Raw genomic sequence first — 22,891 nt, forward strand, 5'->3', positions numbered from 1 at the left:
GGCTAGCTATGATTATCAATGGGACTCCAGAAATAGCTAGCAAAAGTACGTCAGGTGAAATTCATATAAACCATTGCCTCAAGGGGGGCAAACCCCAAGTATTACCTGAAAGTACCTTCAAGCAGATATTAAGGTGCAAAAAACAGAACAATTTTTATTAAGGATAAGGCTATGGCGACTGAACAGTTAACTAAAGACAGCGACAATTTAGATTTAAATCAGCTATTAAAAACGTTGAGTGCTGTCAAACGAGGTGACTTTTCTGCTCGGATGCCCATAGACCAAACTGGTATGGCTGGAAAAATAGCCGATACCATCAATGATATTATTGACCAAAATGAATGCATGGCCGCAGAACTACAACGAATTGGTAATGTAGTTGGCAAAGAAGGCAAAATCAGTGAACGTGCTTCTCTTGGTGATGTGCGCGGTTCTTGGTTAGATTGTGTAAATTTTGTCAATACTCTCATTACAGATTTAGTACAACCAACAGCGGAAACAGCACGTGTGATTCGAGCTGTAGCTAATGGCGACTTATCCCAAACCATTGCCCCAGAAATTGAAGGCAGACCCCTCAAAGGTGAATTCTTGCAAACTGCCCAAATGGTTAACACGATGGTTGGTCAACTTAATTCCTTTGCTAGTGAAGTAACACGGGTTGCTTGTGAAGTGGGAACCGAAGGAAAATTAGGTGTGCAAGCCGAAGTCCAAGGCGTTGCAGGCACTTGGAAAGATTTGACTGATAATGTTAACTTGATGGCAGGGAACTTAACGGCACAATTACGCAACATTGCCGAAGTGACGACTGCAGTAGCGAATGGCGACCTCTCGAAGAAAATTACTGTCGATGTCAAAGGCGAAATTTTAGAGTTGAAAAACACCGTTAACATTATGGTGGATCAGCTCAATTCTTTTGTAAGTGAAGTGACACGGGTTGCTTGTGAAGTGGGAACCGAAGGAAAATTAGGTGTGCAAGCCGAAGTCCAAGGCGTTGCAGGCACTTGGAAAGATTTGACTGATAATGTTAACTTGATGGCAGGGAACTTAACGGCACAATTACGCAACATTGCCGAAGTGACTACAGCGGTAGCAAATGGCGACCTCTCGAAGAAAATTACTGTCGATGTCAAAGGTGAAATTTTAGAGTTGAAAAACACCGTTAACATTATGGTGGATCAACTTAATTCTTTTGCTAGTGAAGTAACGCGGGTTGCCCGTGAGGTAGGTGCAGAAGGTAAACTGGGTGGTCAAGCTCAAGTACAAGGCGTTGGTGGCACTTGGAAAGATTTGACTGACAGTGTAAATTTCATGGCGGGTAGCTTGACAGCACAGGTACGCAACATTGCCGAAGTGACAACTGCTGTAGCAAACGGCGACCTTTCTAAAAAAATTACTGTCGATGTCAAAGGCGAAATTTTAGAGTTGAAGAATACCATAAACACGATGGTGGATCAACTCAATTCTTTTGCTAGTGAAGTGACGCGGGTTGCCCGTGAGGTGGGAACCGAAGGAAAATTAGGTGTGCAAGCTGAAGTCCCAGGAGTCGCTGGGACTTGGAAGGACTTGACCGATAATGTCAACTTGATGGCTGGCAGCTTGACGGCACAAGTACGCAACATCGCTGAAGTCACAACAGCGATCGCAACTGGCGACCTTTCTAAGAAAATTACTGTCGATGTTAAAGGCGAAATTTTGGAGTTGAAAAACACCATCAATATTATGGTGGATCAACTAAGTTCCTTTGCCAGTGAAGTAACGCGGGTAGCCCGTGAGGTAGGCAGTGAAGGAAAATTAGGTGTACAAGCAGATGTGAAAGGGGTTGCTGGTACGTGGAAAGATTTAACAGATAGTGTAAACTTCATGGCGGGCAGTTTAACTGCACAGGTGCGGAATATTGCCGAAGTGACGACAGCTGTAGCAAATGGCGACCTTTCTAAAAAAATTACTGTTGATGTCAAAGGCGAAATTTTAGAGTTGAAAAATACCATCAATATCATGGTAGATCAACTCAACTCCTTTGCAGGTGAAGTGACGCGGGTGGCTCGTGAGGTGGGTGCAGAAGGAAAGTTGGGTGTACAAGCAGAAGTTAGAGGTGTTGCTGGTACTTGGAAAGATTTGACTGATTCAGTTAACTTCATGGCAGGTAGCTTGACGGCACAGGTGCGGAACATTGCCGAGGTGACAACAGCAGTAGCAACTGGCGACCTTTCTAAGAAAATTACCGTCGATGTCAAAGGCGAAATTTTAGAGTTGAAGAACACTATTAACACAATGGTAGATCAACTCAGTTCCTTTGCTAGTGAAGTCACACGCGTCGCCAGGGAAGTGGGAACTGAAGGAAAGTTGGGTGTACAAGCTGAAGTCCCAGGTGTTGCAGGTACTTGGAAAGACTTGACCGACAGCGTAAACTTCATGGCAGGAAGTTTAACGGCACAGGTGCGGAACATCGCCGACGTGACAACTGCGATCGCTAACGGTGATTTATCTAAGAAAATTACTGTACAAGTAAAAGGCGAAATCTTAGAGTTGAAGAACACCATCAACATCATGGTGGATCAACTTAACTCTTTTGCCAGTGAAGTCACACGGGTGGCACGTGAAGTGGGTAGCGAAGGCAAGTTGGGTGTACAAGCGGATGTACGCGGTGTAGCTGGAACTTGGAAAGATTTAACCGACTCGGTTAACTTTATGGCAGGAAGCTTAACCGCACAAGTTAGAAATATTGCGACAGTCACAACAGCCGTAGCGACAGGCGACCTTTCTAAGAAAATTACTGTACAAGTAAAAGGCGAAATCTTAGAGTTGAAGAACACCATCAACACGATGGTAGATCAGCTGAACTCTTTTGCCAGTGAAGTAACGCGGGTGGCGCGTGAAGTGGGAACTGAAGGTAAGTTGGGTGTGCAAGCCGAAGTCAGAGGTGTTGCCGGCACATGGAAAGACCTGACTGATAGCGTAAATTCAATGGCAGGAAGCTTAACTTCACAGGTGCGGAACATTGCCGAAGTGACGACGGCGGTGGCAAATGGCGACTTATCCAAAAAAATCACTGTCGATGTCAAAGGTGAAATTCTCGAACTCAAGAACACCATTAACACAATGGTAGATCAACTCAATTCCTTTGCTGGTGAAGTGACGCGAGTTGCCAGAGAAGTGGGAACCGAAGGTAAGTTGGGCGTGCAAGCTTATGTCAGGGATGTTGCCGGTACTTGGAAAGATTTGACCGATAACTTTAACTTAATGGCAGGTAACTTAACGGCACAATTGCGAAATATTGCCGAAGTTACGAAAGCAGTGGCAAATGGCGACTTATCCAAGAAAATTACCGTTGATGTCAAAGGTGAAATTCTCGAACTCAAGAACACCATTAACACAATGGTGGATCAATTGAGTTCTTTTGCCAGCGAAGTAACGCGGGTTGCTAGGGAAGTGGGAACCGAAGGTAAACTCGGTGGACAAGCTGAAGTCCAAGGTGTTGCAGGTACTTGGAAAGACTTAACTGATAATGTGAACTCAATGGCGAATAATTTAACCGCCCAAGTTCGAGGCATTGCCAAAGTCGTGACAGCAGTTGCTAATGGGGACTTGAAGCGAAAATTGATGCTGGATGCCAAGGGAGAAATTGAAACTTTGGCAGAAACAATTAACGAGATGATTGATACCCTAGCGACATTTGCCAACCAAGTCACGACTGTAGCGCGGGAAGTGGGTATTGAAGGGAAGTTGGGTGGACAAGCAAAAGTACCAGGGGCGGCAGGAACTTGGCGAGATTTGACAGATAATGTCAATGAATTAGCTGCTACTTTAACTACACAGTTAAGAGCGATCGCAGAAGTTGCAACAGCAGTTACGAAAGGCGACTTAACTCGTTCCATTGCCGTCGATGCCGAAGGTGAAGTTGCCATCCTCAAAGACAACATCAACCAGATGATTGGCAATTTGCGCGAGACAACGCAGAAAAATACAGAACAAGACTGGTTAAAAACTAACCTCGCCAAGTTTACCAGAATGTTGCAAGGTCAGCGAGACTTAGAAACTGTATCCAAACTGATCCTCTCAGAACTAGCACCATTGGTAGGAGCGCAACATGGTGTATTTTACTTGATGGACGGTGCGGAAAACATTGCATATTTGAAATTAATTAGTAGCTATGCTTACCGCGAACGCAAGCATTTGGGTAATCGCTTCTACTTGGGCGAAGGTTTAGTGGGACAATGCGCTTTAGAAAAAGAGCGAATTCTGTTAACAGAAGTACCGAGCGATTATATCAAGATTAGCTCTGGTTTAGGAGAAGCAACTCCGCTGAATGCCGTGGTGTTACCTGTGCTATTTGAAGGGCAAGTAACGGCGGTAATTGAATTAGCTTCTTTCCGCCACTTTAGTGAAATTCATTTAACATTCTTTGACCAGCTTACCGAAAGCATTGCGATCGTTCTCAACACGATCGCCGCTTCGATGCGGACTGAAGAATTGCTCAAACAGTCACAATCTTTAGCTGAAGAACTGCAAACCCAGCAAAACGAACTCAGAGAAACTAACAAACGTCTAGAACAACAAGCCCAATCGCTCAAAACTTCAGAAGATTTACTCAAAGGACAGCAAGAAGAATTACAACAAACTAACACCGAGTTAGAAGAAAAAGCAGAAATGTTGGCACTGCAAAAGAAAGAAGTAGAGCGCAAAAATCGTGAAATTGAACAAGCAAGACGGTCTTTGGAAGAAAAAGCTGAACAACTAGCCCTTTCATCGAAATATAAGTCTGAATTTCTTGCCAATATGTCCCATGAACTACGGACACCGCTTAATAGTTTATTGATTTTAGCCAAATTATTGACGGATAACGTCAACGGCAATTTGACTACTAAACAAGTCGAATATAGCCAAACAATTTACTCAGCAGGTAACGACCTTTTGGCATTGATCAATGACATTTTGGATCTCGCCAAAATTGAATCTGGAACTATGTCAATTGACATGAATCAGATGGTATTAGTAGAGTTAAGCGAGCAAATTGAACGCACTTTTGGGCAAATAGCTCACAACAAAGGACTTGCTTTCACAGTTGACTTAGCTCCCGAATTACCCAGAACAATATATACTGATGCGAAACGCTTACAACAGGTGCTGAAAAATTTACTTTCCAACGCTTTTAAGTTTACAGAGCGTGGAGAAATACGCTTGCATATTCAAGTAGCTAAGCAAGGATGGAGCCCCAATCAAGAAACTTTGAATCGCGCCCAGACAGTGATTGCCTTTGCAGTCATTGATACAGGTATTGGTATTGCTCCCGAAAAGCAGAAAGTTATTTTTGAAGCCTTCCAGCAAGCTGATGGCACTACTAGTCGTAAATATGGCGGAACAGGTTTGGGCTTGTCAATCAGCCGCGAAATCGCCCATCTTTTCGGTGGCGAAATTACACTTGTCAGCACCCCAGAGCAAGGTAGCACCTTCACATTGTACCTACCGCAATTAAGTCCTGAATCAACAATCCTTAATGCTGAGTCTACATCCCCAACACTCAGACCTCACTACTCAACACTTAGCAATCTTAACTCAGCGCTTCTTAATGACGATCGCGCTGATATCCAAAATGGCGATCGCGTGTTGTTAATTGTCGAAGATGATATTAACTTTGCACGTATCCTAATAGAGATGGCGCACCAGCAGGCATTCAAAGTTATAGCTGCTCAAAACGGTGTTGCAGGTTTAGCGTTAGCACAGCAATTTCACCCTTCAGCAATTTTGCTGGATATCAGAATGCCTGAAATGGATGGTTGGACAGTGTTAGATCGCCTCAAACATAACCCGAATACGCGTCACATTCCTGTACATATCATGACAGTTGAAGAAGGACGACAACGCGGTTTACAACTAGGAGCGATCGCATATCTGCAAAAACCATTAACTAGTGAAACAATATCCGAAGCATTGACAAAAATTAAAGGTTTTGTTGAGCGTCAGGTGAAGAATTTGTTGATAGTTGAAGATGATGATATGCAACGGCTGAGTCTTGTAGAATTGATTGGTAACAGCGATGTTGCTACTACTGCCGTAGGAACTGGTGCAGCAGCCCTGGAAGCGATTCGCACCCAGCATTTTGATTGCCTTGTTCTCGATTTAGGGCTACCAGATATGACTGGGTTTGAACTAATCGAGTATATTAAGCTTGAACCAAATGGTGAAGCATTGCCAATCATTGTCTACACTGGCAGAGAAATTAGCAAAGCTCAAGAAACTGAACTCAGACGCATAGCCGAGACAATCATCGTCAAAGACGTGCGATCGCCTGAGCGATTGCTTGATGAAACAGCTTTATTTTTACACCGAGTCCAAGCAAATCTACCTGCAACCAAACGCCAAATACTAGAACAGCTGCATTCACAAGACCACTTCCTTGTAGGGAAAAAAGTATTAATTGTAGACGACGATATGCGTAATATCTTTGCCCTGACAAGTATGTTAGAGCAATATCAAATGCAGGTGTCGTATGCTGAAAACGGCAGAGATGGAATTGTTTCCTTAGAAAATACACCAGATATTGATATTGTTTTAATGGATGTAATGATGCCCGAAATGGACGGTTACGAAACAACACGCCTAATTCGCCAGAACGAGCAATTTAAAACTTTGCCGATTATTGCATTGACTGCTAAAGCCATGCAAGGCGATCGCGAGAAATGTATCGAAGCAGGTGCATCAGATTACATTACCAAACCCGTAGATACTGAACAGTTGCTTTCACTCTTACGTGTTTGGCTGTATCGGTAAGGAAAGAATGAAACAAAACCAGCAGTTTGCCGAAGCAGCCAGCGCAAAACGTGCTGGCTGCTCATAGCTGGGATTACTAACTGAAACTTATTTAAAGGCTAGATGTACTTAGCACCTTTTGATCAGCTCCAAAGTAAAGTTCGCCCAATTCTTCCAAAAAAACATCGGTCTGCGATTCTGGATTACGAAAGTAGGGATGGATGGGAAGCAGTTCAGCACGAGGGCGGGTTTCTGGTGAAGACAGAATCTGCTCAAGCAAAGTCAGATAGTTTTCAGCTGTACATTCCCAAGTGTACGTCTTCAGCACTCGTTGCTGACCAGCTTGGGCAAAATACTCCCACTCCTGAGTATCACATAGCAATCGCTCCAAACCCCGTGCAATATCAGCAGGATCTTCTGGGTCAACGAGTACGCCATATTCCTTATTTCCCTGTCGCAAGCTCTCGCTGGTACCACCGTTTTTGGTTGCTACCACTGGTAAACCTGCAACTGCTGCTTCTAAGGGAGCAAGCCCAAAGGGTTCATAAAGTGCGGTCAGCGCAAATACTGAGTGGCGTTTAACCATAAACCGATAGGCTGCTGCCAGTGACTCTTGAGACTGATCTGACAAGCCAAAGGCACTGATTTTGCCCCACAAGTCATTTTCTTTGACCACCTCCCGAATGGGGGCTAATACCTCTTCAGCTAAGTTGTCACTAGCTTCCTCTCGTAAAGGATCGTCTAGCCCTCCTGTAATTAGCATCAAGTTAGCTCGTTCCTGGAGTGTTGGACTCATTGCGAAGGCTTGCACTAGCCCTAATATATTTTTTTTAAGCTCTAATCGACTAGATGCTAAGATGACGGGCAAATCTCGACGGGCTTCTGCAATGTCCCGTGCCAATCGCTCCTGAATCAACTCTTCGGTAGCTTCCTCATTTTCGGAACGTGCCTTTGCACCAAAAATCGAAAAATCTGCTCCCGGTGGAATCACTGCAAAGCGGTTGTCGTCGTCTACATCTACTGCACCACTATAGACTCGATGAGAATACTGCTCAAAGCGTTCTTGTCGTGTACTGGTGATATTAATAGCCGAGCGATTCATGCTCAGGCGTTCGGCTAAAATGCGATATTTAAAATGAAATTGATCATCTATTTCTGGCAGATTTTCTGGGTTGGCTTCTAGTTTGTCCATCTTTTGAGCGCCGAGAGAATGAGCAGTAAAGGTAAAAGGTATTCCTGTCTCCTCTTCAATCAGAACGCCACACAGTCCCCCATCGCCGTAGTGAGCAGTCATAGCATCGGGTGAGCCACCTTGTTGTTGATAAAATTTCAAGATGTTGGGAACCCAATCAGTAACCAGATAAGGCCACAATAACTCTTTAGGTAAGAATTCTTTTGGCCCTGCTGGTAAGCGGATAATGCGGACGTTATTGACTCCTGGGTATGTCTCAAATGTTTCAGCAAACTCTGGCCATTCTGGGTCAATAATTTGACGGGTAAGAATATCAACTTTATGACCCATTTGAGCTATGGCTAGGGCGACTTGCTTAACATAGATCAGCTGACCCCCAAAATCTGGGTGTTTCGTGATATGACTATTGGCTGAATCAAAATTGCCTTGAGGGTTGAGAAATCCAATGTGCATCGCCCACTTCCTAATACAGGTTGATTTCTATTAGAGATTTTTGCCTAAAGACGGCAGCATCAGAGCTTAGTGAGCTTGTTAAAACTCCCAAGGCTGAAAAACGCAGGCAGTCAGGCTGTATATAAATGCCATCAAAAGCAAGCCAAAGGGCTTTTATTGCTTCCCTTTAACTTAAACCCAGTTAATTCGCGCATTTTCCTAATGCTTAAGTTACTCGCTACTGCGACTCACGCACATATACCGGATGACATAAATGGTAAGGTGATATTTGTCCTTAAAATTCCACTTCTTCTCGCTCTTTTCCTGTAGTTCTAGTCTTATCCACACCTTTTGCTGCCCAACACATTGTATCAATGCTCTTAGCAAGTTGTTCAATAGTTGGTGCTTCAAATAAATTGCGTACAGTTACATCTATTTGAAATGTATCTCGGATTCGGGAAATTAACTGAGTCGCTAGTAGAGAATGACCGCCCAATTCAAAGAAATTATCATGAACGCCTATCTGCTCTTTACCAGAACTTTAGCTTAAATTTCTGTAAGTAACTCTTCAACTTGCGATCGCGGTGCCACATAATCATATCTATCGAAAGTTACTATATCTGTTCTAGGTAAAGCACGACGGTCTACTTTGCCATTCGGTGTTAATGGTATTGATTGAAGTAAAGGAATTTTGAAACAGTCTCTGTAATTGTGTAGTTAGATCTGAATAGCTCTTTTATTTCCTCACACAATTCTCACAAGACAAATTCACAATAGAAGCTGATGGCAATCAAAGTAAACCTCAGACCATTTTGGCTGGAGGTGAAAACAATGAAATTTAATCTACTCAAACCAAAACCTATTTTTTGGGTGAGTGTCTTTTCCTCTGTCATCTTTCTTTTCCCTCTTTCTGGCTTGGCTGTAACCGTACAAGAAGTTCCAAATCCCCGCAAAGAATATGGTGGTTGGGTAACTGATATGGCAGGAATCCTCAGCGACGAGACAGAAGCCCAAATTAATCAGATGATTTCTGAATTGGAGGCAAAAAAAGGCACGGAAATGGCGGTAGTAACTGTACCAAAAACAAGCCCTAGTGCATCACCGAAAAAATTTGCCACGGAATTGTTTAATTATTGGGGAATCGGTAAAAAAGGACAAGATAATGGCATATTATTGTTGATTTCCGTAGGCGATCGCCGCGTAGAAATTGAAACTGGTTATGGTGTAGAAGCGATTTTACCCGATGCCAAAGTAGGCAATATTATCGATACCCAAATCATCCCTCAGTTCAAAAAAGGAGATTTTGCAGGCGGTACGCTAGCAGGAACTAAAGCATTGATAGTAGTTCTCAAGCCTGATCAACTATCATCTGCAAATCAGGTAACACCTCCAAACACTCAAACAACCCCGAATAACACAGGTGGCAGGATGCTATGGGGAATTTTAGCTGGAGGTGGAATCTTAACACTGGCAGCCGGAAGCGCTGTTTACCTAACTCGTCCTCGGAAAATCTTCATTACACCAGAAGGGCACACTCGTAAGAGTGAAGGCAATTACACTTTTTTGTGTGCAGATTGCCAACAGTTAATGAAACAAGTAGACGATTCCACAGTCCAATCCTATCTGAGCAAGCCAGAAATAGTAGCACAAAAACTAGGCAGTGTTAAGTTTCAAGGTTGGAGATGTTCTAATTGCTCTGAAAAACAAACTGGTAATGGTTTCCACATTGTCGCCCAACAGTCCCATTCCTCCCGATTTCATCAATGTCCTCAATGTCAAGAATTGACGGTGACTCATAATGAAAAGACTGTTCAATCACCAACTCAATACACTTCTGGAAGGCGGCTAATTACTGATGACTGTCACAGTTGTGATTACCATCATCAGCAAGAGGAAATAATTCCTCGTTTGCCTCCCCCTCCTCCGCCTCCTCCTCCCAGCAGTTCTTGGGGTAGTGGTGGTGGCTTCAGTGATGGTGGTGGTGGTAGCTTCGGCGGTGGCAGTAGCGGCGGTGGCGGTGCTGGTGGTAGTTGGTAAATAATTTTATGAACAATCAAGATAAAAGAATTCCCGAAGATATTGCCCCAGAAGTATTAGAGTTAGCTTCGCGCTACTATGCCCATCGCACACAAAGTTATTCAACTTCTGAGTTAGTAGCCGCAGGGAAGGAAGTTGATATTCCTGCCGAATTTATTCAGCAAGCCATTCTGGATGTACAGGCAAAGCACAAACAACAGCAACAGCAACAACAGCGATTAACCCACCTGCGTCAAAGACTACTGATCGCGGCTGCCGGCGTGATAGCTGCATTGACTGTCTGGAGTACTTGGACTTACAACTCCATCCAAAACAGTAACTCCAGAGTAGAAGCAGCTTGGGCACAAGTAGAAAATCAACTCCAGCGACGTGCTGATTTGATCCCCAACCTTGTGAATGTTACCCAATCTTATGCCAAACAGGAAAAAGAGTTAGTTTCTTTATTAATGCGATCGCGCCAAGCTTATTTGCAGGCGACGACTCCCAATGAAAAGGTTGCTGCAACAGTGCAAGTCAATCAAGCAATTGACCGTTTCCGTGATTATGCCAGCCTCAATTCCCAATTACGATCAAGCCAACTATTTATCAATCTTCAATACGAACTCACGGGTACTGAAAATCGATTAGCTGTAGAAAGAATGCGTTATAACCAAGCAGTGCAAGCTTATAATCAAAAAATTCAAAGTTTTCCTAATATCTTGGTTGCTAATACTCTTGGGTTTGAGAAGAAAGAATTTTTCCAAGCTACAAATACTGATGTTCCCCAAATTCCTAGGGAATGAAAGTAATAATAATAGCTATTACACAAAAAGCTTACAACGCTGAGCCTTAATCCTTTCTTGCTCTGCGTTAACGTGACGGTTCATCGAATTCACGTTGCGTTAATGCCTTGGTTGGCAGTCAAACCTAACCTTTCATGATGCACCAAAAAAATAAATCGCTCAAGTCAAATATATTTAAACAGTTGCAGGAGAGTGACCAAAGCCAATCACTACCCTGCAACTCTAAACTAGCTATTGAGCTTTTGCTTATGCTGGAATTAACACAGTATCAATTACGTGAATAACTCCGTTATCAGCAGCAACATCTGGTGTTGCAACAGTGGCATCATTTATCTTGACACCATTTGACGCATCGATTTTTACGTCAGAACCTTCAACAGTGGTAGCTGATTTTAGCTTCACTACATCGGCTGCCAAAACTTTACCTGAAACCACATGATAAGTCAGGATTTTCTTAAGCTTCGGAATATCTTTGAGCAATGCATCTACTGTACCTTCTGGAAGCTTTGCAAACGCTTCATCAGTCGGTGCAAAAACGGTAAATGGACCCGCTCCTTTAAGAGTATCGACTAGGCCAGCAGCCTTAACCGCAGCAACTAGAGTGTTAAAAGAGCCAGCATTCACAGCAGTATCAACAATGTCTGCCATAATTTTTTGATTTGTCCCTTTACATTTCGTTATAAATTTAAACTTTTGGACATCAAATAATATCTATCTTCAGACATATACTTAATCACAATTACAGATAAATAACTAAATGCTATGTATAGTCTTTATCTATGGATTGTTTGCCCTTAAAATAAAATCTTTATGGGCAGTAACAAGCATCTGTGCCTGTCTCAAAACATTGCCAAATAAATAACTAGGAATCTGCCAAGCAGCAACAGTAACTTCTTTGGTAATATCTTGTACACTAATTGCTATTAGTTCATGCTCTGGCGGCTCTCCCTCAACTGCACCAGACCAACTAAAAGCTAATAAAAAATCATCGTATCCAGGTAAGGATGCAACTAAGCACTCTTCTGGCACTGCATGGCAATTAATTCCATGTTCATTTGCAATTGCGATTAGTTTTTGGTAACTATTCAAATTCGTCATTTCTTGTTAAACCACTAGCAAATTTTTTAAAGGTCAAAATTTAATTATTTGGTTTTAGCCAAGCTGTTAAAGGGTTGTCAAGGGTAATCCCAAAATACTATCGCAAGCTACTAATTCTATTAGCAACAATTGTTACTGTTTCATAGAAATTTACTTACCTATCGACACCACAAAACGACTACCTAGAACAGTATGAAGAAGAGGGAACCCCATGTTTAAAAATAGGCGAAGTCTTCCGGACAGAGGATTCTGCCCAAAGAGCTTCGCGCGAAGCTCGCCACGTGGAATCTTCCATGTGGCAGACTTCGCGGGCTTTATACCATCTGGGGAAAAGTTTTAACTTTAATTCCTTTACCCCTTATAACATTTCACTAAAAATATGATACAGATTTAACCATTGAAAACTTTGCTGCATCTAAGTTCTTTAATTGCGAATTGCGAATTGCGAATTGCGAATTGGTATTACCCCAATACTTCTCGGTTAAAGGGAAAAGGGAAAGAAAAAACCTTTAACCCTTCCCCTTTAACCTTTTCCCAAAACCCGATCCGAATTAAAAATACTTAAGCGAGAAGTATTGGGTATTATCCCTTATCCTTTACCCCTTCTTGATAAATTTAAGTGAATAGAAAAAGTCTTGACATTCACGTTGTCAAAAGAGCATTTAAGAAGTTTTCATTGCCAAAATCTTCAAAGCCACTGCTTCTAAAATAGGCATTACTAATAACCGATTCCTAGTCTGACAACCATTATCCCTGTTCTGTCACTCTCGGAAAACAATAATCGAAGCAATATTCTGAAACTTTGATTGAGCCAAGCTTTGAGGCTTTATTTTCTAACAGTAACTAAAATTTATAGCCAAAACTTAGAAATTAAAGCCTCGAAAGGCTTTCAGCGATTGGGTTCTCCCAAAGTGATAAAAGAGGGTTATTTATAGGACTTACGCATTGACAAAGTAGACAAACAATGAAGAGACAAGAATCAGGATAAAACAGGCGATCGCTAATCGTAATCGTAGCGAACTAGAGAGGTTAATTGTTTTTTTTGTCAATAGTTTAGTGCTACGTAGCGATTTATCAGGGAACCCGACATTTCGAGAATTATTAAAACGAGTGCGAGAGGTGACTTTAGGAGCATACAGCCATCAGGATTTGCCCTTTGAAAAGCTAGTGGAAGAACTTCACCCAGAGCGAGATTTGAGCCGCCATCCCTTATTTCAAGTTGTATTTAACCTGCAAAATACTCCTATTGAAGCCCTAGAGTTACCTGGGTTAAAGCTAGGGATTCAGGTCTAGAATTCGGGTCTTCCTGTTTTATCACTCTCAGAAAATAGCTGATTCTCAAACTTTATGCTGTTAGCACAAATGATAATGTAAATCAACATAGATCCTAATTTTTCACCGCAGACGTGTATTGAAAAATGATAATTAATTTAGCCTATAAAGAAAGCAAAATTTTAGAGAAAAAATTATATATTTTTAGATACAGCACTTTGTGTAACGATTTGGTACAGTAATTAAAAAGATAAAAGTAAAAAATCAGATGAAACCCTACTCAGTAGATCTGCGGGAGAAAATTATTAGCGTTTAAGAAGCGGGAAATACATTTATTCGCAAAGTAGCAGAAAGATTCAAGGTAAATAAGAGTACAACTGTTGTCACTAGGAGGCCTCTTATGCTCAAGCCAGTAACTCCAAAACTATTTTTCTCACTGCTGCTACTGTACCAGTTAGTCGCGCAAAGTGCTGTATTATTAGCTCTCAAGCCTTCCATAATAGAAAAATAGCTCTAATCAAAATGGCACTAAAAAAAGGTGAAACTTGGAGAGGATTCTTTGTTGGAGGTAGGTGTAGGATATAGGAAAAAATCAAGAACAGTAAAAACAAGCGCAAATATTAATAAACTTCTTGATTACTACACCCTATACTCCAATCCAACAGCCTTATAAATAATGGATTTGCCGTTATCTTAGTGCCATTCAGATCTGATTAGTACCTCACCTAAAAAGCAAATATTTTTTTAGTATTTTTAGGTGGAACGTGGAAGTATCTCTGCCAAACTCAGGCAGTAGCTTGGGCAACATTGACATAAGAGCCATGCTTTAATTCATTAAGAACTGATGGAGACTGAGGTTTCCAATCTAATAATTGTGTTGCTTTTGTGCCTGAAATTTTTTGGTCAAGCACTAAGGCATCTGCAAATGGCCCCATCAGCTGCCGCGCCTGTTCAAGAGGCCATGCCTGTGTTTGTCCGGAGATACCCACTGCCTCACTCACCGCTTGTGCAATCTCGCTAACTTGTACTGGCGAACCACTAGCTGCAATCCACAGTGTCTTTGCTGGTGCTTTTTCCAAAGCTTGCACATATAGTTTGGCAAGATCCTCGACATGAACTAAAGTCCAATAATTTGCTCCCGTACCAATAAAGCGGACAATACCATTTTCCCGCGCAGAATGGACTATATTTGCCAACACTCCACCGCCACGACCGTAAACAAGGGCGGGGCGTATAACTACCGTACGCACTCCACGCTCGGCAGCTTGAAGAACTTGTTGCTCAACAGCGGGACGCCAAGCTACCAGAGGAGTAGGATCAATCCGGCTTTCTTCGTTGGCAATATTCTCGCCTGTGTTACCCATTACCCAAGTGCCACTAGTATAGATTAATGGCTTACCTGTTCCTTCTAAAGCAGTGAGAATAGCCTCAAGTGCCGTGATGTCGGCTTCTGGTGCATCAAAATTGTTGGTCGATGCGGTGTGAATCACGCCATCAGCTTGGCGGGCTGCTTCTATTAAACTTTCAGCAGACTTCAAGTCTCCTATATGTGCATCAATGCCTCGGTCTTTCAGGCGGCGTACCCCATCTTGAGAACGGACAAGACCAATCACCGTGTGTCCTGCGGTCTGGAGTGTATCTGCGACAGCACTGCCAATGTATCCTGTTGCGCCAGTCAAAAATACTTTCATGTTTACTTCTCCAATTTCTATTTGAATAAATAATCAAAGTCTTCGCCTACATCATTACTCACCAAGTTCTATAGCAGTCCTAAATCATTTGTAAAAATAATTTAACCGCAGAGAGAAATTAGAGATTTTCACGACTCATTTAGGATTGCTATAGATTTAGGGTTTATACCAATTCACGAAAAAAATGAAACATATGAGTAGGTTGGGTTGAACGGAGTGAAACCCAACAATAACAAGACTTTGAGGTATTGGGTTTCGTCCCTCAACCCAACCTATACCTGCATCATATTTTTAATGAAATGGTATTACTTAGTCGAAACTCAGACAAATGAATTAACTTTAAAGTCACACCACAGATAGATGTTTCCAGCTTTTTAGGGCTGTTGAATTCCAGAAATGCCCCAAGCGAGTGACTGTGTAAGTTGCTGATACTTGAAAGGGAACAAGAATCGCAGCGTGGCCATACGGAATGTTCGATCCACAAAACCTAAAATTGAAGGTGACCATATTAACCAAGCCATGTAGTGAGCCCGATTAATTACGTTTTGGTTGAGAGGACGGCGAATACTTTCATACGTTGCGTAAGCGTTATCCAAAGAGCATTCTGCACTAAAAGCTCTTTGCAATTGTTTTGCAAGTATTTCAGCATCTTGCAAAGCCATATTCATCCCTTGCCCCGCAGCAGGGTGGGTTACATGGGCAGCGTCTCCTAAAAGAACAATCCCTTTATTTGCATATTGCTTTGCGTGCATCTTTTGGATTCGATAAATGTGTTCTCCATGCTGTTCTAACTCCACATCAGCTAAATTTGGCAGACGGCGGATTAATTGGCGCTGTAGTTCTGACTTAGATAAAGCCATCCATTTACCACCAGTCTTTCCCTTTATCAAACAGACAACACGAATCTTGTTACCAGGAAGTGGCAAAAGCACCACAGGGCCTTCCTGGTGTAAGAAAACTTTTGTACGGAAACGACCAGTAAACCAATGAGGGCGTTTAGTATGCAACACTATCATGTCATGGTCGTATGGCTCAAAAGTTGTTTCGATTTCTGCATACTTACGCAAGAAAGACTTGGAACCATCTGCACCTGCAACAACTGGCGCTTTGATTACAATTTCTTCGCCATTAACTACAGATCTAACTCCTATGGCTTGATTGTTCTCGAATAGAACCTGCTTCACGTCGCCATAAAGAATCTGACAATAACCACTGTTTTGTGCGTGTGCAGCGAGTAACTCTTCAATTTGTGGATGGGGCAAGTTCAACATATATGGATATTGTGTGTTGACGATACCCAAATCAACCTCTAATAACTTGCCAAAAACAGGATGATGTACTTCATTGCCGTAGGAAGGTATAGCACCTGCTTCAATAAAGGCTTTGAGGACACCCCAAGTCTCCATAATCTCTAGAGACCGGGGTTGTAAGCCATCCCCGCGATTTAAATCTCTGGAGTTTTTGCTACGCTCAAACAAAATCGAATGGATACCTTTGTGGGCTAAAGCACAAGCCAGCGAGCTACCTGCTACGCCACCGCCCACAATAATAACTTGAGTTTCGGTAGCACTCATAAGATGATACCTTTGAGTAAAAGTGATGATATTGAATGCTTCAGTTTGGTTAGAATACAATTCTGTTTTTCAGTAATTGTACTATTTCTAAGTTGATAAAAGTAGCGTTTTAGAGCTTAACAGCCTTGCCAATATAAAATACAGAGGTATCATTATTGACTACGATGTTGAGATCACCAGTTTCTTTATCTCTCCCTTTGATACTCAAGCCTTTAGTGACTACATTGCCAAATCCAACTGTTTTTAATAAACTCAGTAGTTCTTTTGGCTTGATAAATTTTCGCCAGTCATGGACTCCCTGATCAATCTCCTTAGTAATATATTCTAGGAGCCAGATCATAATAGCTTTAGATTTAAAGTTTCTGTTGATTGTATCGAACAGAAATAAACCATTTGGTTTTAGTACCCGATGAATTTCTGAAATCACTTGTCTTAAGTCGGCAACGTGTTCTAGAACATCAACACAAGTAATAATGTCGAATGAATTGCTATCAAAGGGTAAATTTTCAGCAAAACCATACTTGTAGTTAATGTCTAGATTATTTTTATTGGCATGGTCTTGGGCTACTTTGAGGGATTCTAAAGATTGATCTAAACCTGTGACACTAACACCTCTTTTTGCCATGAATTCACACGTCAAACCTCCTCCACAACCAACATCTAATACCTTCAAACCATTCCAGTTAGCAACATAATTGTCAAAAAACTCGAATCTGGGTTTGTTGAAATAATACAAAGAGTGCAAATTAGTGTTTTCTTCCCACCATTTACTGGCATTTGCGTTGTAGTATTCAAGGTCATTAGCTTTAAATGTCTGCATTTTTTCTCCTTTTAGTTGAGTAATAGTAATCAAGGAAATTGGATAGTAATATCATGTCCGAATGAAGGCTTATAATTAAGACTGACGCTGAAAGTTTTAAATTATAAGTCATCAAGCGAACTTGATATAACAGGCAACTACAACAAACCTAAGAATCATGAATACATTTATCTGCTTTTTAGAGTATTAAGTCTATTGAATTGCCTGAAATAGATTTTAAGAAGCGGATGAAGCAATTTTCTTCGCTATTTTATTACTTCCACCCTCTATTCGATTAATGAGCCATTCCGCAAGTGCTGGTACCCAGCGTTGCATAGCCATCAGTAATCGAATAGATCCGGCCAAAACAGGTGTAGGTTTTCCTTTTGCTATGGCCTCTAACAACTGTCGTGCAGTATCTTTTGGTAATAATTTGTTAGAGGACTCAAGATGCCATGATGGTAATTGCTCTAACGGTAAATGTGCGCCAGCTTCAGTTAATGTGGGGCCTGGATAAACTGTGATAGCACGGATGCCAGTGTTAGCTAATTCGCGACGGACAACGGAAATAAAGCCGTCTGCTGCTGCTTTTGTGGCTGTGTATCCACTTGACCAAATAAATCCCAATTGAGCTATAGGTGCAGAAACATGGACAATAGTACCTACTTCTTGCCGATGCATAATCGGTAGCACAGCCTGGGTTAAATGAAATAGACCAAACAGATGAGTATCGACCATAGCTTGAAGTTCTGAATCTTTCAGAAACTCAACAGGGCCAAGATACTCAATACCTGCATTGGCGATCGCGACATCAATACGACCAAATCTTTTCACTGCCTCATCTATGGCATACATAAGCTGCTTTTTGTTCCCCACGTCAGCAGTCACTGCTAAGGCTTGTCCTGAACTTTGGTTTATTTCAGATGCCAATTCTGCTAAAGAAACCTCTGAGCGTGCGATAACAATTACTTTAGCTCCAGCTGCTGCGGCCTGTCGTGCCACTTCCCGACCAATTCCTTTAGAAGCCCCAGTAATTAAGACTACCTTGTTCGAGTACCAATCTAGAGACATTAGTATCACCTCCTCACAACTTCATAATTTATGACAGGATCTAGCGCAGCCAAGTTAGGTATACAGTTAATACCAGAGCCAAAATCAAGACACAAATAGTCCAAAATGCCAGTTCCTTTTGTTCATCATCATCTACCGAAGAACCGTGAGCTGGTAAACCCTGAGTTAACCGTTTTTCCAGACGTTGGTCAATAATAAGCTTTCGACCTAATGCCAACACAATGAGTGAGGCAGCAATTAAGGGTACATACGAAACATATCCTGTACCAATAGTGCGTACTCCCTGTACAGCTACCACAATTATTGCTGCAAACAAAGCAGTTCTGTTGTAGTTTTGCCAAGAATGTACACGAACATCATCTATTACATCTACTACGGATTGTTGAACCCCAGGGGTTATTGCTTTTAAAAATAGTGGACGTACACAAGCAGACATAACGATTCCACCACCTAGTACAAATGCCAATGAGAAATTTTCTAAAATCGTTAAAAGCTTTTCCATGATGACTCCTTAATTCAAACTCATTCTGTGAGTTAAGTGTTTACAATTTCTTCTGTTCTGGATTCATAGGCGTGAATTTCCCAATCAGAAATTACACCAATGAAAATATTTCTTGTGATTCTTGATGCTTATTTTGCAAGAATGCAATGCTTTTTTGAGAACAAATATTGTAGAGAAGTCTTGCAAAACTCTTGATAAATAGCAGCCTTTTTTTGCTTTATTTGCTGCCACTAGTTAGCTGCTCAATTTTCTACATTAATTCACTGTTAATACTTACATCAATTAAGTATTAACGATTGCCTGAAAACTTTTTTAGCTTTTGAGAAAATTGTTTTTTCAACGCTAACATTTACTTTGATTATTGCTTGTTTAGTGTAAATTGTCAAGTAAAAATTGTGAAAAAATAATTTCAGTAGTATTTTACGGCATCGGATTAAACTCCAATTCTTGTGTTTAATTAGTGTCATACATCAGCACATTTTTGTTGATGAAATTGAAGACTAGAGCGACAGTATACTAATCTCAAAAAAACGCTTTATTTGAGTTCTAGCAGGAGGCAGGAGGCAGCTATACTGGAGGTAAAATATTACTATTCTTAATATCCATGCTTGTCATTATGCCCTGACCTTTATTCGCTTGCTGTACTGTCGCTCTAGTTATTTAAACGCAGACAACAGTTTTGCTTAATGCCTGTAACGTTTTATCAATTGAAGTTCGATCTTCGACGTTTAATGTTTGAACTCCATTAACGGTACGCTTAATAAGGTTAGAAAGCGTCCGACCGGGGCCAAACTCAATAAAGGTATCTATGCCATCGCGCACCATGTGTTGGACGCTTTGTACCCAAAGAACTGGATTAGCTACTTGCCTAACCAGCATTTGTCGAATCTCAGTAGCTTGAGTTATTGGTTGTGCTGTGACGTTGGTAATGACAGGAAAAAGTGGATCGCGGATAGGGACGCTTGCGAGAATCTCTGCAAAGCTCTCTGCTACAGGCTGCATAAGATGAGTGTGAAACGGTGCAGAGACTGCTAGCGGAACTACTCCACTTGCGCCAACTTCGTAGGCAAGTTTGCTGACTTGCTCTACAGCAGGTGCATCACCGCCGACTACAGTTTGGCTTAGTGAATTGTAGTTTGCTGGTTCACATACACCGAGTGCAACCACCTGCTTACACAAGTCTTCGATCTGCGCTGCATCCAATCCTTTAATAGCTGCCATTGCCGTATCTCGACTGGCGATCGCTTCTTCCATAAGAAGTCCTCTTTGCCTGACGAGAAAAACGGCATCCTCAAACTCCAATGCCTTTGCTGCAACAAGCGCGGTGTATTCTCCAAGGCTGAGTCCAGCTGCTACTGCTGGTTTAAAATGTTCGGATTCTAGGGCGGCTAAACAAGCAAGGCTAGCTACAAGGATCAATGGTTGTGCATTTTTAGTCTGCAATAACGTCTCTTTAGAACCGAATTGAGACATTTCTAACAGATTAAAACCAAGTATTGCGGAAGCGCGATCATATAATGACCTAGCTGAAGAATAGCATTCAGCAATTTCTACACCCATTCCAACACACTGACTACCTTGCCCAGGAAAGACATATGCTATTTTCATGAAACCTCACAGAAATTTGAGAAACCATTTGGCTTTAACCTATGTAAGAAAATGACAAAACAGATTTATTCATTGACTAAAGAATGATTGCTTTTGATTGCAACTTCTACGATAGAGAAACTAAATCGAGTTGCTTTAACATACCAAGCTGGTCAAAATTATCCCAGAATTCCACAATTTTTCCGTTAGCAATTCGACTGATAGTAACTCCTTTTACTATCATTTGCTTATTGGTAGGCGCAGCGCCCATCAGATCGCCTTTGTGTGTACCGCGTGCTGTCCAACGAGCCATAACCTTATCTTCTTCAGCAATAATATCCTCAATGGTGAAGTGGATATCGGGAAATGCAGTGAGATATTGATTAACTAAGTTTTTGGCTGCTGCAACGCCTGTTGGTTGTCCAGGGTAATCATGAGCAACGAAATTAGCATCAATTAACTCGTCTGCTAAAGCTATATTCCTTTCGTTCCAAGCTTTTTCGTACCAATTACGAATGACCGTTTTGTTTGTATTCAAAGACATGAAATACTCTCCTACACATTAACGTTTGCATTTTTGTCTGAGTAACGCAGACACGACAATTAAAAAAGCTTTTATGACTTGTACACTGAAGCGGCTGTATACTAATACCAATTCGCAATTAAGAAATTCAGATTATATCTAGGTTTCAAGGTTTGAATCTATTGCCGAATTTTAGAGAATTGGTATAAGTCACATTATCTTGTTTAGTTTGCAAGGAAGAAACTGCTTTGCTTGCTTTTCTAATTACAATTTTGAAGAATAATACTAGGTAAGCAAAACAAATTGATTAGGATTACTAAGGTTCAAATCCTGAAGTGCAACTCCTTGAACAATGCCAATTAATTCAGGAGATTGATTGCCTGCTGTTAGAGCGACAGATCTAAGGAAGATAGCTACACCAGTTGGTAAACTTTCAGGAGATGAAGCTAGAAAGTAGTTATTGAGTGAGCCACTAAGCTGGATTTGATCTAAATTTTGTAAGCTAAAGTCTGTAATGTGGGCATAGTCTTGAACACCCGTTGTTGTAGAGTCGCTATCGTTGTAATAAACATTGTTGGCAGATCCAAGGATAAATTTATCACTTCCTAATCCACCTGTTAAAACATCAATTTCACCTTTGCCATACCCAAATGTTGGATTAAATGGGTCAACACCAATTAGTAGATCATTGCCCTTACCACCTTGCAAATAGTCATTACCTTGACCACTTTGCAGATAATCATCACCTAAACCACCAAAAAGCCGATCATTCTCAGTATCACCATAAAGCTGGTCATTACCTTGACCACCTTTGATAAAGTCATTACCACCACCACCACCTATAATATCATCACCATCTTCACCAAATATCTGATCATTTCCTAAACTACCATTGACGCGATCGCTGCCTAAACCAGTATAGATAATATCATCATCATATCCACCATTGATTAAATCTTGACCAGCACCTCCATAGATGAGATCCTTACCATCACCACCTGTAATAATGTCATTACCTTTACCACTAATGATAATGTCATCACCATCTCCAAGACTTGGTTCTTCACCATTACCATTCAGATAATTATCTCCATTACCGCCAATAATAATGTCATTTCCTGCACCACCATTGATGTTATCACCTCCACCTCTACCAATGAGAATATCATTGCCTAATTCACCTCTAATTTCGTCTTTACCATTGCCACCGACAACAATATCATTTCCACTTTGGCCATTGAGAACATTAATACCAGAATCGCTGGCATAAATCAGGTCATTGCCATCTAAACCATAAATAATATCATCGCCGCCTACCCCGTAAATTATGTCATCTCCGGGTGAACCAGCAATAAACTCATCATTAGCAGTACCAAAAACTTGAAAAGCATCAGAATTTGCTCCTGCATTGGAAATAGTATCTTGAAAAACATTGAGAAAGTAATTTACTGATGGATTGTTTATGACTGACACCAAAATTTGCTCTTTTAGTAGTTGGATTTCTTCGATAGATTGCATAATTTTTTCCTCATTGATTTGATTTTTATTAACTAAGCAACAGTTACGCTTAGGTAAAAAGAAGAT

Annotated in this window: 15 protein-coding genes and 1 pseudogene; 4 read left to right on the forward strand and 12 right to left on the reverse strand. The window is 41.3% G+C overall.

Annotated features, from left to right (window positions below; all coding sequences use genetic code 11):
- Positions 1 to 171: 171 nt before the first annotated feature.
- On the forward strand, positions 172 to 6,768 hold the full coding sequence (locus tag I8751_RS27825; protein ID WP_214442317.1) for a HAMP domain-containing protein: 6,597 nt from the start codon (positions 172 to 174) through the stop codon (positions 6,766 to 6,768).
- Positions 6,769 to 6,859: 91 nt separating this feature from the next.
- On the opposite strand, the gene I8751_RS27830 is transcribed toward I8751_RS27825, so the two are convergent.
- Positions 6,860 to 8,392, reverse strand: a complete 1,533-nt coding sequence (locus I8751_RS27830; RefSeq protein ID WP_214442318.1) for a glycosyltransferase — start codon at positions 8,390 to 8,392, stop codon at positions 6,860 to 6,862.
- A gap of 274 nt (positions 8,393 to 8,666) precedes the next feature.
- Complete coding sequence (locus I8751_RS29950; RefSeq protein WP_225894466.1) at positions 8,667 to 8,867, reverse strand: phosphopantetheine-binding protein; 201 nt, start codon at positions 8,865 to 8,867, stop codon at positions 8,667 to 8,669.
- Between the two features lie 287 nt (positions 8,868 to 9,154).
- Between I8751_RS29950 and I8751_RS27840 the strand changes: the two genes are divergently transcribed.
- Together I8751_RS27840 and I8751_RS27845 are read left to right on the forward strand one after the other, a co-directional pair.
- Positions 9,155 to 10,408 carry a TPM domain-containing protein gene (locus I8751_RS27840; protein ID WP_225894467.1) on the forward strand — a complete coding sequence of 418 codons (1,254 nt, stop codon included), beginning with the start codon at positions 9,155 to 9,157 and terminating at the stop codon, positions 10,406 to 10,408.
- A gap of 8 nt (positions 10,409 to 10,416) precedes the next feature.
- A complete protein-coding gene (locus I8751_RS27845) occupies positions 10,417 to 11,190 on the forward strand; it encodes a LemA family protein (RefSeq protein WP_214442319.1) in 774 nt (257 codons plus the stop codon).
- A 246-nt stretch (positions 11,191 to 11,436) separates the two neighbouring features.
- On the opposite strand, the gene I8751_RS27850 is transcribed toward I8751_RS27845, so the two are convergent.
- Both I8751_RS27850 and I8751_RS27855 read right to left on the reverse strand, forming a co-directional pair.
- Positions 11,437 to 11,838 (reverse strand): fasciclin domain-containing protein, encoded by a 402-nt coding sequence (locus I8751_RS27850; protein ID WP_214442320.1) that lies wholly within the window; start codon positions 11,836 to 11,838, stop codon positions 11,437 to 11,439.
- Between the two features lie 129 nt (positions 11,839 to 11,967).
- Positions 11,968 to 12,288, reverse strand: coding sequence for a hypothetical protein (locus tag I8751_RS27855; protein WP_214442321.1), 321 nt, complete (start codon positions 12,286 to 12,288; stop codon positions 11,968 to 11,970).
- A gap of 978 nt (positions 12,289 to 13,266) precedes the next feature.
- Between I8751_RS27855 and I8751_RS27860 the strand changes: the two are divergent.
- Positions 13,267 to 13,566: pseudogene (locus I8751_RS27860) on the forward strand (condensation domain-containing protein); the annotation flags it as partial.
- Positions 13,567 to 14,345: 779 nt separating this feature from the next.
- On the opposite strand, the gene I8751_RS27865 reads toward I8751_RS27860, so the two are convergent.
- The 8 genes from I8751_RS27865 to I8751_RS27900 form a co-directional block, all read right to left on the reverse strand.
- Positions 14,346 to 15,251 carry an SDR family oxidoreductase gene (locus I8751_RS27865; protein WP_214442322.1) on the reverse strand — a complete coding sequence of 302 codons (906 nt, stop codon included), beginning with the start codon at positions 15,249 to 15,251 and terminating at the stop codon, positions 14,346 to 14,348.
- A 374-nt stretch (positions 15,252 to 15,625) separates the two neighbouring features.
- Positions 15,626 to 16,825 carry an FAD-dependent oxidoreductase gene (locus tag I8751_RS27870; RefSeq protein ID WP_214442323.1) on the reverse strand — a complete coding sequence of 400 codons (1,200 nt, stop codon included), beginning with the start codon at positions 16,823 to 16,825 and terminating at the stop codon, positions 15,626 to 15,628.
- A 109-nt stretch (positions 16,826 to 16,934) separates the two neighbouring features.
- A complete protein-coding gene (gene ubiG, locus I8751_RS27875) occupies positions 16,935 to 17,645 on the reverse strand; it encodes a bifunctional 2-polyprenyl-6-hydroxyphenol methylase/3-demethylubiquinol 3-O-methyltransferase UbiG (protein WP_214442324.1) in 711 nt (236 codons plus the stop codon).
- Between the two features lie 216 nt (positions 17,646 to 17,861).
- The gene (locus tag I8751_RS27880) at positions 17,862 to 18,695 is read right to left on the reverse strand and encodes an SDR family NAD(P)-dependent oxidoreductase (protein ID WP_214442325.1); all 834 of its coding nucleotides are present in this window, start codon (positions 18,693 to 18,695) and stop codon (positions 17,862 to 17,864) included.
- 40 nt (positions 18,696 to 18,735) lie between these two features.
- Entirely contained in the window at positions 18,736 to 19,197 is a 462-nt protein-coding gene (locus I8751_RS27885) for a hypothetical protein (RefSeq protein WP_214442326.1), read from the reverse strand.
- 660 nt (positions 19,198 to 19,857) lie between these two features.
- Positions 19,858 to 20,805 (reverse strand): ACP S-malonyltransferase, encoded by a 948-nt coding sequence (gene fabD, locus I8751_RS27890; protein WP_214442327.1) that lies wholly within the window; start codon positions 20,803 to 20,805, stop codon positions 19,858 to 19,860.
- A gap of 106 nt (positions 20,806 to 20,911) precedes the next feature.
- The gene (locus I8751_RS27895) at positions 20,912 to 21,328 is read right to left on the reverse strand and encodes an ester cyclase (protein WP_214442328.1); all 417 of its coding nucleotides are present in this window, start codon (positions 21,326 to 21,328) and stop codon (positions 20,912 to 20,914) included.
- A 264-nt stretch (positions 21,329 to 21,592) separates the two neighbouring features.
- Positions 21,593 to 22,825, reverse strand: coding sequence for a calcium-binding protein (locus I8751_RS27900; protein ID WP_214442329.1), 1,233 nt, complete (start codon positions 22,823 to 22,825; stop codon positions 21,593 to 21,595).
- Between the last annotated feature and the right edge of the window lie 66 nt (positions 22,826 to 22,891).

Origin of the sequence: Atlanticothrix silvestris CENA357, from assembly GCF_016056295.1 — a bacterium.
Lineage (GTDB): Bacteria > Cyanobacteriota > Cyanobacteriia > Cyanobacteriales > Nostocaceae > Atlanticothrix > Atlanticothrix silvestris.

Excerpts from the sequence above, each read along its gene's own strand:
- ubiG (WP_214442324.1), bottom strand. The coding sequence starts at position 17,645 with ATGCAGACATTTAAAGCTAATGACCTTGAATACTACAACGCAAATGCC.
- I8751_RS27900 (WP_214442329.1), bottom strand. The coding sequence starts at position 22,825 with ATGCAATCTATCGAAGAAATCCAACTACTAAAAGAGCAAATTTTGGTG.
- I8751_RS27855 (WP_214442321.1), bottom strand. The coding sequence starts at position 12,288 with ATGACGAATTTGAATAGTTACCAAAAACTAATCGCAATTGCAAATGAA.
- I8751_RS27845 (WP_214442319.1), top strand. The coding sequence starts at position 10,417 with ATGAACAATCAAGATAAAAGAATTCCCGAAGATATTGCCCCAGAAGTA.
- I8751_RS27870 (WP_214442323.1), bottom strand. The coding sequence starts at position 16,825 with ATGAGTGCTACCGAAACTCAAGTTATTATTGTGGGCGGTGGCGTAGCA.
- I8751_RS27880 (WP_214442325.1), bottom strand. The coding sequence starts at position 18,695 with ATGTCTCTAGATTGGTACTCGAACAAGGTAGTCTTAATTACTGGGGCT.
- fabD (WP_214442327.1), bottom strand. The coding sequence starts at position 20,805 with ATGAAAATAGCATATGTCTTTCCTGGGCAAGGTAGTCAGTGTGTTGGA.
- I8751_RS27825 (WP_214442317.1), top strand. The coding sequence starts at position 172 with ATGGCGACTGAACAGTTAACTAAAGACAGCGACAATTTAGATTTAAAT.
- I8751_RS27830 (WP_214442318.1), bottom strand. The coding sequence starts at position 8,392 with ATGCACATTGGATTTCTCAACCCTCAAGGCAATTTTGATTCAGCCAAT.
- I8751_RS27850 (WP_214442320.1), bottom strand. The coding sequence starts at position 11,838 with ATGGCAGACATTGTTGATACTGCTGTGAATGCTGGCTCTTTTAACACT.
- I8751_RS27840 (WP_225894467.1), top strand. The coding sequence starts at position 9,155 with ATGGCAATCAAAGTAAACCTCAGACCATTTTGGCTGGAGGTGAAAACA.
- I8751_RS27885 (WP_214442326.1), bottom strand. The coding sequence starts at position 19,197 with ATGGAAAAGCTTTTAACGATTTTAGAAAATTTCTCATTGGCATTTGTA.
- I8751_RS27895 (WP_214442328.1), bottom strand. The coding sequence starts at position 21,328 with ATGTCTTTGAATACAAACAAAACGGTCATTCGTAATTGGTACGAAAAA.
- I8751_RS27865 (WP_214442322.1), bottom strand. The coding sequence starts at position 15,251 with ATGAAAGTATTTTTGACTGGCGCAACAGGATACATTGGCAGTGCTGTC.